Source organism: Desulfobulbus elongatus DSM 2908 (genome assembly GCF_000621145.1).
Taxonomy (GTDB): domain Bacteria; phylum Desulfobacterota; class Desulfobulbia; order Desulfobulbales; family Desulfobulbaceae; genus Desulfobulbus; species Desulfobulbus elongatus.
The window spans coordinates 33,530-52,263 of the sequence record NZ_JHZB01000007.1; the positions used below are offsets into that span (position 1 = coordinate 33,530).

Here is an 18,734-nt window from a genome sequence, read left to right on the forward strand (position 1 = left end):
AGCGCGCATGGAACGCACGGTGTATCCGCTGGCCGCGGTGGTCGGCCAGGAACAACTGCAACAGGGGCTGCTGCTCGCCGCCATCAATCCGGCCGTGGGCGGCATCCTGCTCCGGGGCGAGAAGGGCACGGCCAAGTCGACCATGGTCCGGGCCTTGGCGGCGCTCTTGCCGGAGATCCTCGTGGTGCGCGGCTGCGCCAACGCCTGCTCGCCTGAACCGGACGAGGACCGCTGCCCCGAATGCCGGCGCCGCTTTCCCGATCTCGAAACCGATAGCCGGCGGGCGCGCCTGGTCGAGCTGCCCCTGAACGCCACCGAGGACCGGGTGGCCGGCGGCATCGATTTTCCGCGCTCGCTCAGGACCGGCCAGGTGGTCTTCGCCCCCGGACTGCTGGCCGCCGCCCATCGCGGCCTGCTCTATGTCGACGAGGTCAATCTCCTGGACGACCACATCGTCGATCTCATCCTCGATGCCGCCGCCAGCGGCGAGAACCGGATCGAGCGCGAGGGGATTTCGTACCGGCATCCGGCCCGCTGCATCCTGGTGGGGACCATGAACCCCGAGGAGGGCGAACTGCGGCCCCAGTTGCTCGACCGCTTCGGCCTCTGCCTGGAGATCGCCGGCAGCAGCGATCCCGAGGAGCGGGTCACCCTGATGGAACGGCGCGAGGCCTTCGACCGCGACCCGGCCGCTTTTCTCGCCGGCTACCAAGAGGAGAGCGACCGGCTCGCCCACCGCCTCGCCCAAGCCCGCGCCTTCCTGCCCAGGGTGCACGTCGCCGCCCATCTGCGCGGCTTCATCGGCGAGCTCTGCCGGGAAAGCAACGTCGCCGGCCACCGCGCCGACCTGGTGATGGAGCAGGCCGCCCGCGCCCTGGCCGCCTTCGAGGGCAGGGCCGAGGTCAGCGTCGACCATATCCGCATCGTGGCGCCGATGGTGCTGCTGCACCGGCGGCGCGACGCCCAACCGCCGCCACCGCCGCCACCGCCGCCGCCGGACGAGCAACCGCCCGATGAGCAGTCGGACGACACCCCGCCCGAGGAGAACCGGGAGCAGCAGAGCGGCCAGCAACCGGAAGAGCCGGCGCCGCAGGAAGCCGGGAACCAGCCGCCGCCCGCCGCCGAGCCGCCGGAGACCGGCGACCGGCAGGAACCGGAGGGCCGGCAGGACGAAGAGGAGAACGGGCAGCAGCCCGCGCCCGCCGGCCGCGAGGACGAGTTCTTCGAGATCGGGGCCACCTTCAAGGTCAAGCCGCTGAGCGCGGTCAAGGACCGGGTGGTGCGGCGGGGCTCGGGCCGCCGGTCCCGCAGCCGGATCGCCCAGAAAAAGGGCCGGTACGTGAAAAGCGCCCTGCGTCCGAGCGACGATCTCGCCCTGGACGCCACCCTGCGGGCCGCCGCGCCCTTCCAGCGGCAGCGCGCCGGCAGCGCCGACGGCCTGGCCGTGCACCTGCGCGAGCAGGACCTGCGCACCAAGATCCGCGAGAAGCGGATCGGCAACCTGCTGCTCTTCGTGGTCGACGCCAGCGGTTCCATGGGGGCGCGCGGCCGCATGGCCGCCTCCAAGGGCGCGGTCATGTCGCTTCTGCTCGACGCCTACCAGAAACGCGACAGGGTGGCGATGATCACCTTCCGCAGGCAGGAGGCCACGGTCAACCTGCCGCCCACCACCTCGGTGGACCTGGCCGGGCGGCTTTTGGCTGAGATGCCGGTGGGCGGCCGCACGCCGCTTTCGGCCGGCCTGGTCAGGACCCACGAGCAGGTGCGCAACTACCTGATCAAGAACCCCACGGCCCAGCCGATCGTCATCTTCATCACCGACGGCAAATGCAACGTGGCCCTGGGCGAGGGCAAGCCGGTGGAGGAATCGCTCCGCCTGGCCGGCGCCCTGGCGCAGGACAGGCGCATCCGCACCATCGTGGTCGACACCGAGGAGGCCGGCCTGGTCACCTTCGGCCTGGCCCGACGGCTGGCCGGGGCCATGACGGCCCAATACTTCAAAATAGACGACCTGAAGGCCCAGGCCCTGGTCGACATCGTGCGAGGACAGCACCCATGAACACCCGCCCCATCTATCCCTTCACCGCCCTGGTCGGCCAGGACACCATGAAACTGGCCCTGATGCTCAACGTCGTCAATCCTGGGCTTTCCGGGGTGCTGATCCGCGGCGAGAAGGGCACCGCCAAATCCACGGCGGTCCGCGCCCTGGCCGACATCCTCCCCGAGATCCCGGTGTTCCGCGACGATCCCTATCAGCTCGATCCCAACGAGGAGTTCGAGATCTACCGGGAGATCCGCCACACGGTGCGGGGCGAGGCGGCCGGGGCGGACAGGCCGGAGGTGGTGATGCGCAAGGTGCGGGTGGTGGAGCTGCCCGTCGGCGCCACCGAGGACCGGGTGGTGGGCACGCTCGATCTCGAACACGCCCTGAAAAAGGGGGAAAAACGGGTCGAGCCCGGCATCCTGGCCCAGGCGCACCGCAACATCCTCTATGTCGACGAGGTCAACCTGCTCGACGACCACGTGGTCGACGTGCTGCTCGATTCGGCGGCCATGGGTGTCAACACCATCGAGCGCGAGGGGGTCTCCTTTTCCCACCCGGCGCGCTTCACCCTGGTGGGCACCATGAATCCCGAGGAGGGCGACCTGCGGCCGCAACTGCTCGACCGCTTCGGTCTCTGCGTCACCATCGAGGGCATCCGCACCACCGAGGACCGGGTGGCGATCATGGAACGGCGGGCCGCCTTCGACCTGGACGCGGAGGCCTTCGCCGCCCGCTGGCAGGCCGAGTCCGCCGCCCTGGCCGACCGGCTGCTCATCGCCCGCTCCCTCTATCCCGAGGTGCAGGTCGAACGGCCGCTGCTGTTCGAGATCGCCCGCACCTGCCTGGAGGTCGGCGTGGACGGCCATCGCGGCGACATCATCATGCTCAAGACCGCCAAGACCCTGGCCGCCCTGGACGGCCGCACCGAGGTGGCGACCGACGATATCCGCACCGCGGCCGAACTGGTCCTGCCGCACCGGGTGCGGCGGCAGCCGCTGATGGAGATCGCCGACAATGTCCAGGCCCTGCGCGCCAGGGCCTCGGCCAAGGCCAACTGACACTTGCCTGTTTTTACTGAATTATATCAAATTTATACGGGAGGGAGGGAATCATGCAACGAATGGCGCGAACACTGTGTGCCGGCATCGTCTTCTGCGTGCCGGCGCTGTTCGGCCCTGGGGCCGGCCAGGCCGAAGAGGCCGCGGTCAACGAAGAGGTCAAACTGGACGACATGGTGGTCGCGGCCACCCGCGACGTGAAAATGGTGGACACGCCCGCCTCCATCTCGGTGATCACGGCCCGGGACCTGGAAACCATGGGCGTGAAGAACATCGGCGATGCCCTGGTCCGGGTGCCGGGGGTCTTTGACGACGGCGCCTCCAAGTACTACCTGAGCATCCGGGGCACGCGCTCCTCCAGTTCGGGCGGCCCGCTGGTACTCCTGGACGGGGTGCCCCAGGATCTGGGCAAATCCGGCTACAACAACTACGAGACCATTCCGGTGGCGAACATCGAGCGGATCGAGGTCCTCCGCTCCCCCGGCACCACGGTCTTCGGATCGGACTCGGCCCGCGGGGTCATCAACATCGTCACCAAATCCGGCAAGAAGGACCAGCCGCCCACCGCCGAAATCGGGACCTCCTACGGTTCCTGGAACACCACCAACACCACGGCCACCGTCAGCGGCGGCCAGGGCGCCTGGGATTATTTCGCCAACGGTTCCTTCTACAACACCGACGGCTATCTCCACGACGAACAGACCCGCGGCAACCTCAGCCTGAAGGGGGGCTACAGCATCGACAGCCACAGCCGGCTGGGTCTCAACCTGGGCTATACCGACAACACCTACGACACCACCCGGGGCAAGAACCGCTATGCCCTGGACACGGACCGCCGGGCCGACGAATTCCGGCAGGAGCCGGGCGGCGCCCTGGTTTCCTACAACGAATCCGAACAGCAGTCCTCCAGCGCCGCCCTGAATTACCGCCGCAAGGATGCGGACAGCTTCGTCAATGCCCTGGCGGCCTTCACCCATTTCGACGAATTCTACGATTCCCGCTACCAGATCTATTCGAGCCCCAACAGCGTCTACGAGGAAGACCGGGACCAGGACCGGTACAAGCTGAATCTTTCCGGCGGCCTGCACCTGGGCGGCGGCGCAGTCCGCTACACGCCCACCCTGGGCGCCGACATGGAACTGACCACCTTCGACAACACCCGCACCTACGCGCTCAACCCCGCCAGCGCCAGCCATGTCAGCGGCAAGCGCAAGGCGGACATGGATTTCGACCAGAAAAAATACGGCCTCTTTTTCCAGAACCAGTTTTTTTTCGGCGAGCGCATCGAACTCAACCTGGGCATCCGCCGCGACGAGGTCCGCTACAAGGTGGCCAACCGCAACGGCGACCGGGTCGACCTCACCCACGACAAGTACCCCTGGTCCATCGCCCCGGCCTACCACTGGCACGACGACGCCACCACCTATGTCGCGGTGGGCACCTCCTACTGGTATCCGGCGCCCATGTATTACGAGTCGGCCATGCAATACATGAACCCGGAAAACCTGCCCGAGGACCTGAAACCGGAGGAAAGCCTGACCTACGAAATCGGCCACAAACAGCGGTTCGCCAAATGGGCCAACCTCAACGCCTCCCTGTTCTACATCGACTACAAGGACAAGTTCGCCCTGTTCTACGATTCCAGCAAGTCCTACGCCGGCTACAAGAACACCGGCGATTCCGAGCACAAGGGCATCGAGCTGGAGATGAACGGCCTGCTCACCGAGATCCTGGGCTACCGGCTGTCCGGCACCTACATGGAGGCCGAGTGGACCAGCGGCCGGGAACGGGTCTACACCTGGGACACGCCGACCAGCCAGGCATTCCGGGACCTGGACGGCTACCAGCTCAACCACGTGCCCAAGTACAAGTACACGGTCGGCATCGACCTCTTTCCCATGGAGCACCTCCGCTGCAACGTGGACCTGAACGTCACCGGCTCCTATTACGTCGACTACCTCAACCGCATCGAATACGGCCAACGCCAGACCGTGGACCTGGGCATCCGCTACGAGCGGGACAACTGGTCGCTGTGGTTTTTGGCCAACAACATCTTCGACGAGGACATCGAATCGGTCTACAACTCCACCGGCGAACTCTATGCCAGCGCGGGCGACATCGCCCGCAACGGCCTGTTCGCCAACGAATACTATCCCCGGCTGGGGCAGTATTTCGAAATAGGCATGACGTTCCGGTTTTAGGCCCTCCCCGATGACCGCTTGCCGACACCAACCCCTGGAAGGGCAACCATGATCGAAATCGACCAACTGCAAAAATCCTACGGCGCCGTGCGGGCGGTGGACGGCATCGACCTCCGCGTCGCCCGGGGCGAGCTGTTCGCCTTCCTCGGGCCCAATGGCGCCGGCAAGACCACCACCATCCGCATCCTCACCGGCCTGACCCGGATCGGCGGCGGCAGGGCGGCGATCGGCGGCCACGACATCACCCTCGAACCCCAGGCCGCCAAGCGCCAGTGCGGCCTGGTGCCCCAGCACGTCAACCTGGACAGCGAGCTGACCGTGCGGCAGAACCTGGACATCCACGGCCGCCTGTTCGGCATGGCACCCGCCCGGCGGCGGACGCGCACCGCCGAGCTGCTCGATTATGTCGAGATGGCCGACCGCATCGACCAGCCGGTCAAGCAGCTCTCCGGCGGCCTCAAGCGGCGGCTGATGATCGCCCGGGCCCTGATGCACGAGCCAATGCTCCTCTTTCTCGACGAGCCGACCGTCGGCCTGGACCCGGCCATCCGCCGCCGCATCTGGGCGCTGATCAAGCGGGTGCAGCAGGACGGCGCCACCATTTTCCTCACCACCCACTACATCGAGGAGGCCGAATTCCTGGCCGGCCGGGTCGCCTTTCTCGACCAGGGCCGGATCGTGGCCCTGGACCGGCCGCAGGACCTGATGGCCCGGCTCGGCGCCTGGGCCATCGACCGGATCAACGGCGAGGCCATGGAGACCCGCTATTTCGCCACCCGCGAGGAGGCCACCTCCTACTCCGCCAGCCAGGACTGCGGCTTCACCCTGCGGCGGGTCAACCTCGAGGACGCATTTTTGAGCCTCACCGGCAAGAAGGTATCGTGATGCACGGATTCGTCGCTATCTATCTCCGCGAGATGCTCATCCTCAAATGCCGGCTCAAGCGCCAGCTGGCGGGCATGGCGGTGTCGCCGCTTTTGTACCTGGTCACCTTCGGCTACGCCATGGGCGACCTGATCCGCTTCGGCGAGCAGTCCTACCTGCATTTCCTCCTTCCCGGCCTGGTGGCCATGGCCAGCATGACCCAGGCCTTCGCCATCGCCACCGACATCAACGTGGCCCGCTTCTACTGGAACATCTTCGAGGAGTTCCAGGCCGCGCCCATCGGCAACCTGGCCTATGTCGCCGGCGAGACCCTGGCCGGCATGACCAGGGCGCTCCTGGGGGTGGGGGTGATCCTGCTGCTGGCCCTGCCCTTCGGGGTGGTGCTCCACTACGGCCCGCTCTTCTGGCTGGCCGTGCTGCTCGACTGCTTCGTCTTCGCCTCGCTGGCGGTGGCCATGGCCATGCTGGTCAAGTCGCACGCCGACCAGAGCCTGCTGACCAGCTTCATCATCACGCCCATGGCCTTCCTGGGCGGCACCTTTTTCCCGGTGGACAAGCTGCCGGCCTGGGTCCAGGCGGCCCTGCACTGCCTGCCGCTGACCCACGCTTCCAACGCCATCCGGGCCAGCAGCCTGGGCCGCCCGGTGGCAGGGATCGACTATCTGGTGCTGCTGCTCGTGGGCCTGGCCTTTTTCTGGCTGGCCCTGCACTCGGTCAACCGGGCCAGGGACTAAGGGAACGTTTTGCAAGGAGATCCGGACATGCACCTCGACACCTTCTACAACGGCGTGGCAATCCACCGGGAAGAGAAGATCATCTACGCCCGCTTCCTCAAACCGCACAGCGTGCTGTCCACCTGCCGGGTGGCCGGCGGGCTGCGCACCGACCTCGACTATCTCTACAACCACCAGAGCTGCGAACCGGGTGGCCATTGCCACCGCCTGCCGCCCATGGCCACCCGCGATCCCGCCGCCTACCGGCGCGCGGTCTGCGAACGCCACGACCTGCCCGCCGACCGCTGCGCCACCCTGGGCACCGCCGCCAACATGCACAACGCCTGCATCGCGGTGCACAGCTTCCGCGACCTCACCGTGGCCGCGGTCTGCACCGGCGGGGTCGAGGGCAATGCCGGCCGGGTCGGCGATCCGGCCTCGGTGGTGGAGACCGCCGAGGGCTTCGAGCGGCTGCCGCCGGCCACCGCCCTGCCCGGACCGGGCACCATCAACACCATGCTGTTCATCGGCAAGCCGCTGATTCCCGGCGCGCTGACCCGCTGCATCGTCACCGCCACCGAGGCCAAGACCGCCGTGCTCCAGGAACTGGCGGTCAATTCCCGTTATTCCGACGGCCTGGCCACCGGCACCGGTACCGACCAGATCGGGGTGGCGGCCCTGGCAAGCGACGAGCCGCCGCTGACCAGTGCCGGCAAGCACGCCAAGCTGGGCGAACTGATCGGTCTGGCGGTGTACGAGGCGATCAAGAGCACGCTCGCCCGGCAGAACCACCTGACCCCGGCCGGGCAGTGCTCGGCCAAGATCCATCTGGAGCGCTTCGGCCTGAACCGGGCGGCCCTGCAGGACGCCATCTGCGCCCATCTCGATGCCGCCCAGGCGGACCTTCTGCGGAGTAATTTCCATGCCATCGAGCGCGATCCGCCCACCGTCGCCGCCATCGCCGCCCTGGTGCATCTCAGGGACAAGATGGCCTGGGGCGTGCTGCCGCAGACCTGCTGGAGCGAGATCATGGCCGCCTATGCCGCCCAGGCGGCCTGCGCGGTCAGCGGCGATTACGGACGGCTGGACGACTACCGCCGGCTTGTGGCGCCGACCCGGACGGAAACCGGCAACCCCGCCTTCGTCGCCCTGGCCTGCCGCGCCCTGGCGCTGGGCTTTGCCGACAAATGGCAGACCGTTGACTCTGCCGGCGCCGCGGGCGGCCAGTGCCCGACCAATGGCGAAACCAGGGAGGGAACCGCCGACAACGAGCGATAAACACCCATTTTCAGGCAGCCGGTCGCCCCGGACATCCATCCGGGGCGGACAAGGGAATCCCGTGCGAAACGGGAACGGTCCCGCCGCTGTGATCCCCGCCCCGGCCGAGTCGGCCGGGGAACCGCATCGAGACGACGCCACTGTGGCCCAGGGCCATGGGAAGGCCTCGATACGGGGGGAAAGTCAGAAGACCTGCCAGTTGCCGATGCTGTGCCGAAAACTGTCGAGGATGCAGTGACGCGCAGAAATGTACGGAGAAGAAGGCAAGCGGGCGAACCGCTTGCCCTTCGCTGCATGAATCGTGTCCTGCTTCTTCCACGCAACCGAACCGGATGAACACACAAAGGAGGAAAAGATGTACCCGACGAAGCAGGTGAAGATCGATCGATTGGTGTATGCTCTGGCGCTGGTGCCGTTGCTGGCCGTGCCGGCGGCGGCCGAGGGGAAAAAGCAGACCGTGAAGGGCGACGACATGATCGTGACCGCCACCCGTACCGAAGAGCGCTCCATCGACGTGCCGGTCACCACCCAGGTGATCACCAGGGAAACCATCGAGATGTCCGGTGTCGCCGATGTCGGCGATCTGGTCGGCAAATACGTTACCGGCCACTACCACAAATACAATGGCCTGCTCAGCCCCATCGGCCTGCGCGGTTTCCGTACCGATGCCCATGGCGCCGATCTGGCCGGTTATGTGCTGATCCTCGTCGACGGCCACCGGATCGGCACGGGCAATGCCGCCAAGATCAACCTGGACCGGATCGAACGGGTGGAGGTCATCAAGGGGCCGGCCTCGGCCCTGTACGGTTCGGCGGCCATGGGCGGCGTGGTCAACCTGATCACCAAGAAGGGCGACGGCAAGCTGGGCGGTTCCGTGGGCGGCGAATACGGCAGTTTCGATTACTACAAAACCCAGGTGACCGGTGGCGGCGAAGTCAACGAGAAGTTCCGTTTCTTTGCCACGGCCGATATCGACGATATCGGCGATTACAAGGACCCGACCTTCGGCACGGTGTACAACAGCGGGGTGGAGAAAAAGAACATCGGCGGCAACTTCGTCTATGCGTTCAGCGAACGCCACGAATTGCGCCTGGGCGGCAACTACTCCGACCTGACCAGCGAGTCGCCCAGTTGGGCCGCCGGGACCTATTCCTCCTACGTGAAGGAATATGACGATCACAACGACAAAAGCACCGGGTACGCCGATCTGGAATACAATGGCGATTTCTTCGGGGGCGCCGTGCACTGGCGGGGGATGGCCTATTACCTCTGGGACAAGAACCACTGGTTCTCCGGCAATTCCTATGGCAATTCCGACCCGGATTCCTATCAGACCAAATACATCGACGAAACCGTGGGAACCGATCATCAGTTCACCTGGAAGATGACCTCCTGGAACAGCCTGCTCGCCGGTTTTACCATGGAAAACCTGGAGAAGAAATCCTATGGGGTCGCCGATTCCCTGCCGGCACGGCCCTATACGCCGGGGCTCGATTACGACAATCAGGCCCTCTTTATCCAGGACTCGCTCGATCTCCTCGACAACCGGGTCAACATTATCGCCGCCGCCCGCTACGACCGTTTCGACGTCACCACCAAGCGGGCGGAGACAGGCTCCTACGCCAGTTTCAACGAACGGAGCGAGGATTACAGCCATGTGTCGCCCAAGGTGGGCGTGGGCGTGAAGCTCTTCGACGAAAAACTCCGGCTGCGGGCCAATGCCGGCGAAGGCTTCAAATCGCCCACCGCCGACCAGTTGTCCGCCGATTACTACCATACCACAAGGGACGTGCACTACCGCGGCAATCCGGATCTCGACCCGGAAACGAGCATGAGCTACGACATCGGCTTCGACCTGTTCTTCAGCCCGGTGACATTCAAGTTCAGCTACTTCCATACCGATTACGAGGACAAGATCGTCTCCAAGGTGTATTCGGAAGGGGGGCAGACGGTCAGCACGTACGAAAACCACGGCGACGCGACGCTCACCGGCTTCGATATCGGTGTGGAATGGGCTCTCGACAAGACCTTCCGTCTGCCGTTCACCGCCTCGCTCTGGTCCAACATGACCTTCAACACCACCTATCGCGACGAATTGACCCAAAGCGATCTGCTCTACACCTCGGACTACGAGATAAAAACCGGGCTGAACATCGGCTATCAGGGTCTGAGCGGGCAACTGAGCCATGCCCTGATCGGGCCGCAGATGATCGACAATTGGGACACCTACCAAGTCGAGGAAAAAGGCGCGTTCAGCTACTGGGATCTGACCCTGCGCTACCGGTTCGACGAGCATTGGGAGGTGAAGGGCAGCGTCCTCAACCTCTTTGATCAGGAAGTGGAATGGGTTCGCGGCTACCTGATGCCGGAACGCAACTTTCTGGTCGGTTTGACCTATAACTTCTGACTTTCGACCGGATGCCGCCGGCAACTGGCTATCGGAAGACGGCGGCACGAACCGGAACGGTACATCGTAATGAGCAAGGGACTCTTGATCGTCTACACCGGCGAGGGCAAGGGCAAGACCACCGCCGCCCTGGGCATGGCCATGCGGGCCGCGGGCCACGGCCTGAAAACCTGTTTCATCCAGTTCATCAAGGGAAGCTGGCGCTACGGCGAGATGGAGGCGGTCAAACGGTTCGCCGGCCTGATCGACTTCCACGTCATGGGCAAGGGATTCACCCGGAAATCGGCCGACCTGGCGGAGGACACGCGCCTGGCGCAAGAAGCCTGGGCCTTCGCCCGCCAGGCCATCGATTCGGGGGACTACCATACGGTGGTGCTCGACGAGTTCACCTACCTGCTCCACTATGGCATGCTCGACCTCGATCCCTGCCTGGCCTTTCTCGCCGGCCGCAATCCGGGCCAGCACGTGGTGATCACCGGCCGGTACGCCCCGGAACCGCTGCTCGCCGCCGCCGACCTGGTCACCGAGGTACGCATGGTCAAGCATCCCCTGAAAAGCGGGGTCAAGGCCCAAAAAGGAATCGAATTCTGATGGCGGCGCTCGCACGACAGCCACCCATTCCCGGCCAGATCAATTACCTGATCCTGGCGCTGACCACCCGCTGCAACCTGCAATGCCGCTATTGCTACCACGGCATGCCGGCGGCGCGGCGGGACATGGACAGAGCCACCCTGGACAGGGCCTTTGCTCTCGCCGGGTCCGGCACCGGTCCCTTGCACATTCAACTGACCGGCGGCGAACCCTGCCTGGTGCCGCACCTGATCGAGGCGGCCGGCGAACGGGCCGAGCAACTGGCGCGCCCCTGGACCATGGCCGTGCAGACCAACGCCACCCGCCTGCGCCCAGAGATCGTCGATCTGATCAGGCGGTTCCGTCTCCAGGTGGGCGTCAGCCTCGACGGCTCGCCCCGGATGCAGGAAGGCCTGCGCGGCCGGGCTGCGGAAACCCTGCGCGGCCTGATGCTGCTCGAAGCGGAACAGATCCCCTTCCGGGTGACCACGGTGGTCTGCGACCGCAACGTCGGGCAACTGGACCGGCTGGCCTGGCTGCTGGCGGCCTTCCGCCAGGCCAGGGGCATGGGCCTCGACCTGCTGGTCATGAAGGGAAACACCCTGGCGCAGGCCGACGGTCCCTGTCCCGCCGAATCCGGCTCGCTCATCCGCGGGATCGAGGCGCTGGTCAAGGCTCTGACCGCCATCAATCGGCAGCGGGAGGTGCCGCTGCTTCTGCGGGAATGGGATCTGGTGCGGCGCATGCTGGCCCGACCCGAACGGCCGGCCCGTTCGTTCTGCCAGGCCGCGGCGAAAACGAGCCTGGCCGTGCATCCGGACGGCCGCTGCTTTCCCTGCGGCCAGACGCTGGGCGACGAACGATTCGCCCTGGATATCGACGCGCCCGCCCGCACCGCCCTGCCCGCGCCGGCGCTCGCCACCGAGCGGCGGGACTGCGCCGCCTGTCCCCTGGAGCACCGCTGCCCCAACGAATGCCCGAGCCGGCTCTTCTACAACCCCGTGCCGGCGCGCTTCCTGGCCTGCGATCTCTACCAAACCCTGGCCCGCGTCTGTCTGGAGGAAGACAGCATGAACGAACAACCGGTGCTCCTGCCCGTCGACGCCTTTGCCCGGAGGGAAGCATGCCGTCCCTGAAACTGGCCCTCGTCCATCTGGCCGTGGCGCACAAACAGCCGGAGCGCAACCGGCAGCACCTGCTGGCCCTGTGCCGGGAGGCCGGGGAAAAGAAGGCGCAGCTGGTGGTCGCGCCGGAACTCGCCCTCTCCGGCTATTCCTTCGCCGACATCCGAGACATGGAGCCGTACGCCGAAACCGCCGACGGCCCGACCCTGAGCGGCCTGGCCGAATTGTGCCGGACCTTCGGCTACTACGTCTGCGTCGGTCTGGCCGAGCGGGAGCCGCGCACCGGCATGCTGTTCAACAGCGCTTTTGTCCTGGGGCCGGAGGGCGAGGTGGTCTGCCGCTACCGGAAGATCAACGCCGAATTCCGTTGGGCCTGCCCCGGCGATCCCGGCCAGGACAACACCTTTGCCACGCCCTGGGGCCGAATCGGAGTGCTCATCTGCTCCGACTCCTACCACAGCCTGATGCCGCGGGTCACGGCCCTGCGCGGCGCGAACCTTCTGCTGGTGGTCGCCAACTGGCCGCCCACCGGACTCGATCCCCTGGAGATCTGGCGAGCCAGGGCTTTGGAAAACGGCCTGTTCGTGGCGGCCTGCAACCGGACCGGCCTGGACGCGGTCATGGACTGCCGCCAGGCGCCCTCGGCGCTGGTCAGCCCGCACGGCACCCTGCTCCTGGAGAAACGGGCGCGGACCTCGAAGCTGATGCGGATCAACCTGCCCTTAAACGACGACGGCCTGCTCAAATCGGGGCAGCGGCTCAAGCGGCTGGCAACGCGGCCAGGGGCGCTAGCGCGGTCCTGTTACCTCAACCTGACCGGGATCGGCGACCTGACCCCGTTCCTGCAACTGCCGCAGCCGGGCCGGTTGCAGGTCTGCTGCCATTGTCCCGGCCCGCAGGCGGACCTGGCGACGATCTTGGCCACACTCAGGGAAACCGGGGGCGATGCCGACCGGCTCCACATCCTGCCCGCCCGCGATTACAGCGAGGCGGAGCTGGACGATCTGCGTCGCCAATGCGCCGCCACCGGCCAGAAAGCGGCGCTCGTCCGCACTGCCGCCTCCGGCGCGGTCGCCCATTGGTTCGACGGCGGCGAGGAAGCCGCTGCCTGGACCTGGGATACTCCGGCCGGCGAAAAAGAAGAGCCTTTTCCGGCCCGCGACTGCGGCCCGGCGCGGGTGCGCCTGCTGCCCCACAACGCGCTCCGTCATCCCGAAATGGTGCTGGCCTGCGCCAAGGAGGGTGCCGACCTGGTCGTCATCTTCAGTCGGCTGTTCGACGAGACTGTGCGGTTGCTGGGCGGCGCCCGCACCATCGAGCAGGCGGCGGTGGCCGTGTGTTCCCCGGAGGGCGCGGGCATCTGGCTGCCGCCCCAGGGACATCGGCGCTGGGAAGAGGTGCTGGCCGCACCCGGCGAACACTGCCGCCTTGTGGTGGACACCACCCTTACCCGCACCAAGCGGTTTCAGGATCGCATCGATTATGCGACCCTGCTGCAAACCCGCCCGACGGGCGGCCAGGGCGGGGTGCCGTCGCCGCCCCAATCAATTTCGTAAACCCGCCATGGCCGGTGCAGCCATGGCTTTTCCCAACCCCAACCCTTGAAAGGAGAAATTCGTATGTGGCGTAACCTGATGAAAAAACAATGGATGATACTGGCCTGCGCGGCCGTTCTGCTTGCCGGCCTCCAGGCCCGGTGGTGCGTGGCCGCGGGGCATCCGGCCAAGGAAGACAAGGGACCGGCCATCCTGCTGGTCACCTTCGGCACCAGCGTGGACAGCGCCCAGTCGGCCTTCCGCACCGTCGAGCAGCGGGTCAAGGCGGCCTTTCCCAAGACCGAAGTGCGCTGGGCCTACACCTCCAAGATCATCCGCAAGAAACTGGAGAAGGAAGGCACCCATATCGATTCGCCGGAGGTGGCCCTGGCCCGGCTGATGGACGACGGCTACACCAAAGTGGCGGTGCAGTCGCTGCACATGATTCCGGGCGCCGAATTCCACGAACTCTACGACAATGCCCGCCTGTTCGGCCAGATGAGCGGCGGCATCGACAAGGTGGTGGTGTCGTCGCCGCTGTTGGTCAGCGACGAGACCATGGACAAGGCCCTGAAGGAGGTCATGGCCCGGGTCGTGCCCAAGGCGCGGCAGGCGAACGAGGCGGTGGTGCTCATGGGCCACGGCACCCACCATCCCAGCGACGCCATCTACAGCGCCCTGATGTACAAGGCCCAGAAGATGGACCCCAACGTGTACGTGGGCACGGTCGAGGGCTCGCCCTCCTTTGACGAGATCAAGGAGATGCTGGTGCAGAAGAACATCAAGAAGGCCTACCTCATCCCCTTCATGACCGTGGCCGGCGACCACGCCATGAACGACATGGCCGGCGACGAGCCGGATTCCTGGAAAAGCCAGCTGACCAAGGCGGGCATCGAGAGCGTGCCGGTGATGAAGGGCCTGGCCGAGTTCGACGCCATCGCCGACATGTGGGTGGCGCAGCTGAAGACGGCCATGGCCCATCTGCAATAAAGCGATGCGGTTTGCCGTCATCTGACCACGGGCGGCCCGGTGCGCTCCACCGGGCCGCTTCAGGAAAAGGTATGCGGATCGTTTTTCTCCACGGCCAGATGTTCCAGGCCCAGACCTGGTCCCGGGCATGCGGCCTGCTTGCCGGCGACGGGATCGAGCTGACCTTTTTCTCCCCGTTCGCTGCGGGGCAAGAGGCCATCGACTTCCTGGCAAGCGGCACCGTGGACATCTGCATCGCGCACCTGTACCACGATCTGCCCCTGCACGACCAACTCCTGGCCGCGGCCCGGAAGACGGCCCACCGCATCGGTCTGGGCCAGGAGATCCCGCCCGGCTTCACCACCTTTTCGCCGGCGCAGGCCACGCGATTCGAGCACTATCTGGCGCGGATCTCGGCGGACAACTACTGCAACGGCATCCGCTTCCTCGCCGCCGCCATTGACCGCGCCCTCGCCTGCGACCCGCCCGAACCGGTGCGGACCGTCGGCGTCTACCATCCCGACCATCCGCACCTCTTCGCCACCGCCGCCGACTATCTCCGCTGGCGGGACGGCCGCGGAACCGCATCGCCGGATCGGCCGCTCGTGGGGCTGCTGTGCTTTTACGGCCACATCGCCGAGGGCAACCATGCCGAGATCGACGCGGTGGTCCGCGCCCTGGAACGCCACGACCTGACGCCGCTGTGCGTGGTTACCGAGGGCATGGCCGACAGCGGCCTGCCGCCGGAGCAGCGCGCGCCCTGGCTGCCTTTTTTCCGGGAAGCGGCGCCGGAGGCCGTACTCAACCTGCTGGCCGGCCGGCTGCTCGCCCGACCCGAGGATGTCATATTCCTCACGGCCCTGGACGTTCCGGTCTTCCAGTTGATCCGTTTGTACCACCAGACCCCGGAACAGTGGCGGCAGGACACAACCGGTTGCGGCGCGGGCGCCCAGTCCATGGTCTACAGTCTGACCCAGCCGGAGATGGCCGGGGTGATCGAACCCACGGTCGTGGCCGCCACGGCAGCCGAGACCGATCCCCGCACCGGGCTGTCGTTCCGGCGGTCCCTGCCCCTGGAGGACCGCATCGACCATCTCTGCCGCCGCGTGCGCCGCTGGATCGGATTACGACGGCTCGACAACCGGGACAAACGGTTGACCGTCGTTCTCCACAACAATCCCTGCAAGGGTGTGGAAGCCACCCTGGGCATGGCCGTGGGCCTCGATACCTTCGCCAGCCTGGCCGCCCTGATCGCCGCCCTGCGCGAGGCCGGCTACGATACCGGCGAGGCGCCCGAGGACGGCGCGGCCCTGCTCGCCCTGCTGCTGGAACGCAAGGCCATCTCCGAATTCCGCTGGACCACCGCCGACGAGATCGTGGCCAAGGGCGGCGTGCTCCACCACACGGATGCCGGGGAGTACCACAGGCTGCTGGCCGGCATGCCGGCGTCGGCCAGGGCGCGGGTCGAAGCCGACTGGGGCCCCTTTCCCGGCGAAGGAATGGTGTACCGCCGCAACGGCGAGGCCACGCTGCTGGTCACCGGCCTGCGCTTCGGCAAGCTGCAGATCATGGTCCAGCCCAAACGGGGCTGCTACGGCGCCAAATGCACCGGCGAGGTCTGCCGCATCCTCCACGATCCACATCTGTCGCCGCCGCCGCACTGGCTGGCCACCTACGGCTACATCCGCGACACCTCGGACGCGGTGCTCCACTTCGGCGCCCACGGGTCCCTGGAGTTTCTGCCCGGCAAGCAGGTCGGCCTGTCCGACGCCTGCTTTCCGGAAATCAGCCTGGGCGACCTGCCCAACATCTCCCTCTACGTCATGGACGTGCCCGGCGAGGGACTGGTGGCCAAGCGACGGGGCCGGGCAGTGATCGTCGACCATCTCGTGCCGGTGCAGCGGCCGGTCAGGCCGGATGAATCGACCGTCGAACTGGCGGCCTTGCTGGCGCAGTACCAGAAGGCCGGACTGCATGGGGAAGCGGGACGGCAGCAGGTGCTGCGCGAACGGATGACGCCGCTGATGCGCCGCTTGGGATTTCTTGATGGTCCGGCGGCAGCGGCCGGCGAAGCGGCCTTTGCCGAGGCGGTCGCGCAACTGTCCCGCCGCATCGCCCGCATGCAACGGATGCTGTCGCCCACGGGCCTGCACCTGCTCGGCACCGCCCCCGATACGGAGGGGATTGCCGCCATGCTGGCCACCATCCTCGCCAAACCCGTGGCCGATCTCCCTACCCTCGCGGAAATCGCCGCCTGGAACGGCAGGCCCGGTGGCACCGTCTTCGACAATGCCACCGCCCTCCTGGCCGCTTTGCTGCAAACAGCGCTGCCGCCGCCCGCCGGCATCGACCGGCAGCGCTTCCGGCGGCTGGAGCAGTGGTGCCGAGACACGGGCGGCCGCATCGGTGAATGTACCCGGGAAATTCCCCAGTTGCTCAAGGCCCTGGCCGGCGGCTACATCGAACCGGGCTTGAGCGGCTCGCTGGCCCTGGGCGCAATCGAGGCCCTGCCCACGGGCAGGAATTTCTTCACCAGCGACGTCCGGGCCATGCCCACCCTAGCGGCCTGGGAGGTCGGCCGGCAACTGGCCGACAACCTGCTGCGCAGGCATCTGGACGAAGAGGGCCGCTTTCCGGAAAGCGTCGGCATCAGCCTCTGGAGCATCGATGCCTTCAAATCCGACGGCGAGGTCCTCTGTCAGATTCTCTGGCTGATGGGCATGCGGCCGATCTGGCGGGACAACGGCCGGGTCGCCGGGGTGGAACCGATCCCCCTCGACGACCTGGCCCTCACCCTGGACGACGGGCAGACGATCGCCCGCCCCAGGGTGGATGCCGTCATCCAGACCAGTTCCCTCCTCCGCGACATGGTGCCGCATTTCGCCGATCTGCTCGACGAGGCCGCGGTCATGGCCGGGGACCTGGACGAACCCATGGAACGCAACTGCATCCGCAAACACACCCTGGCGCGGATGGCCGAGTTGCGCCGGGAGCTGGGCGAGGCCCGTCCGGATGGCGAACTGCGCCGGCTGGCCAGTTTCCGGGTCTTCTCCTCGGCGCCCGGCGCCCACGGGACCGGCGTCGGCCTGGCCCTGGACGCCTCGGCCTGGAAAAACGACGACGACCTCGCCGAGACCTACCTCAACTGGAGCGGCTACGCCTACGGTTCGGACCGGGCGGGATCGTTCGCCCGGGTGGCGGGTGCGGAAGCGTTCCGGCTGTTCGCCGGCACCCTCGCAACCGTGGACGTGACCTTCATGCGGCAGTATGCGCCGGAATACGACCCAATGGACTGCGGCTGCGCCGCCGGGGCCCTGGGCGGCATGTCGGTGGCGGCCAAGGCGGTGAGCGGCCGCCGGGCCAGAATCTACTGGGCGGACAACAACGCCGCAGGAGACCACTCGGTCCGCGATTTCAAGGAAGAGCTTGAAGCCGCAGTCACGGCGAAACTACTCAACCCGCATTGGCTCGACGACAGGAAACGCCAGGGCTACCGGGGCGCCGGCGAGGTGTCGAGCCGGGTGAACACCCTGTTCCACTGGAGCGCCACCACCGGCGCCGTGGCCGGATGGGTGTTCGATCGGGTGGCTGCCACCTATGTCCGGGATCGGGATACCCTGGCATGGCTGCGCCGGGAAAACCCGTATGCCCTGGAAGAGATCAGCCGCCGTCTGCTCGAGGCGCAGAGCCGGGGACTCTGGCAGGCCGACGCCGATCTTCTGGCCGCCGTTCAGGACGCTGCCCTGATGGTCGAGGGCGACATGGAAGAGCGCATCGGCGAGGTCGACGGCACATACCAGGGTGGTGGCGTGGAGGTGCGCACCGCCGGGGATGTGGAAAAATGGCGGCCGCGATGGCGCCTGGAACGAACCGGCGGATAACGGGGGTACGGGCTGTTGTCGCGGCCCGGCCGGGGCGGACCGCTTCCTTCCCGACGGGCCTCGCGGGTC

The 18,734-nt window shown here is 66.7% G+C and carries 12 protein-coding genes and 1 riboswitch; all 12 genes read left to right on the forward strand.

The window, feature by feature from the left end:
• Positions 1 to 7 precede the first annotated feature (7 nt).
• Complete coding sequence (locus Q362_RS0105485) at positions 8 to 2,059, forward strand: putative cobaltochelatase (protein ID WP_028317867.1); 2,052 nt, start codon at positions 8 to 10, stop codon at positions 2,057 to 2,059.
• A complete protein-coding gene (locus Q362_RS0105490) occupies positions 2,056 to 3,102 on the forward strand; it encodes a magnesium chelatase ATPase subunit I (RefSeq protein WP_028317868.1) in 1,047 nt (348 codons plus the stop codon). Before Q362_RS0105485 ends, Q362_RS0105490 begins: the two co-directional genes overlap by 4 nt.
• A gap of 53 nt (positions 3,103 to 3,155) precedes the next feature.
• The gene (locus Q362_RS0105495) at positions 3,156 to 5,303 is read left to right on the forward strand and encodes a TonB-dependent receptor (RefSeq protein WP_084312331.1); all 2,148 of its coding nucleotides are present in this window, start codon (positions 3,156 to 3,158) and stop codon (positions 5,301 to 5,303) included.
• Between the two features lie 48 nt (positions 5,304 to 5,351).
• Positions 5,352 to 6,188, forward strand: coding sequence for an ABC transporter ATP-binding protein (locus Q362_RS0105500; RefSeq protein ID WP_028317870.1), 837 nt, complete (start codon positions 5,352 to 5,354; stop codon positions 6,186 to 6,188).
• Entirely contained in the window at positions 6,188 to 6,922 is a 735-nt protein-coding gene (locus Q362_RS0105505) for an ABC transporter permease (protein ID WP_028317871.1), read from the forward strand. The genes Q362_RS0105500 and Q362_RS0105505 overlap by 1 nt, the downstream gene beginning before the upstream one ends.
• A gap of 27 nt (positions 6,923 to 6,949) precedes the next feature.
• Entirely contained in the window at positions 6,950 to 8,179 is a 1,230-nt protein-coding gene (locus Q362_RS19280) for an adenosylcobinamide amidohydrolase (RefSeq protein ID WP_051553723.1), read from the forward strand.
• Between the two features lie 2 nt (positions 8,180 to 8,181).
• A riboswitch (cobalamin riboswitch) is annotated at positions 8,182 to 8,393 on the forward strand.
• 141 nt (positions 8,394 to 8,534) lie between these two features.
• Positions 8,535 to 10,586: a TonB-dependent receptor plug domain-containing protein gene (locus tag Q362_RS24020; protein ID WP_028317872.1), complete on the forward strand. Its 2,052-nt coding sequence runs from the start codon at positions 8,535 to 8,537 to the stop codon at positions 10,584 to 10,586.
• Between the two features lie 69 nt (positions 10,587 to 10,655).
• Positions 10,656 to 11,177 carry a cob(I)yrinic acid a,c-diamide adenosyltransferase gene (gene cobO / locus Q362_RS0105520; protein WP_035215753.1) on the forward strand — a complete coding sequence of 174 codons (522 nt, stop codon included), beginning with the start codon at positions 10,656 to 10,658 and terminating at the stop codon, positions 11,175 to 11,177.
• Positions 11,177 to 12,292, forward strand: coding sequence for a radical SAM protein (locus Q362_RS22070; protein WP_051553724.1), 1,116 nt, complete (start codon positions 11,177 to 11,179; stop codon positions 12,290 to 12,292). The genes cobO and Q362_RS22070 overlap by 1 nt, the downstream gene beginning before the upstream one ends.
• Positions 12,280 to 13,836: a carbon-nitrogen hydrolase family protein gene (locus tag Q362_RS19290; RefSeq protein WP_051553726.1), complete on the forward strand. Its 1,557-nt coding sequence runs from the start codon at positions 12,280 to 12,282 to the stop codon at positions 13,834 to 13,836. Before Q362_RS22070 ends, Q362_RS19290 begins: the two co-directional genes overlap by 13 nt.
• Before the next feature lie 63 nt (positions 13,837 to 13,899).
• Positions 13,900 to 14,805 (forward strand): sirohydrochlorin cobaltochelatase, encoded by a 906-nt coding sequence (locus Q362_RS0105535; protein ID WP_245590164.1) that lies wholly within the window; start codon positions 13,900 to 13,902, stop codon positions 14,803 to 14,805.
• A gap of 71 nt (positions 14,806 to 14,876) precedes the next feature.
• Positions 14,877 to 18,665, forward strand: a complete 3,789-nt coding sequence (locus Q362_RS0105540; protein WP_028317875.1) for a cobaltochelatase subunit CobN — start codon at positions 14,877 to 14,879, stop codon at positions 18,663 to 18,665.
• The last annotated feature ends 69 nt before the right edge of the window (positions 18,666 to 18,734 follow it).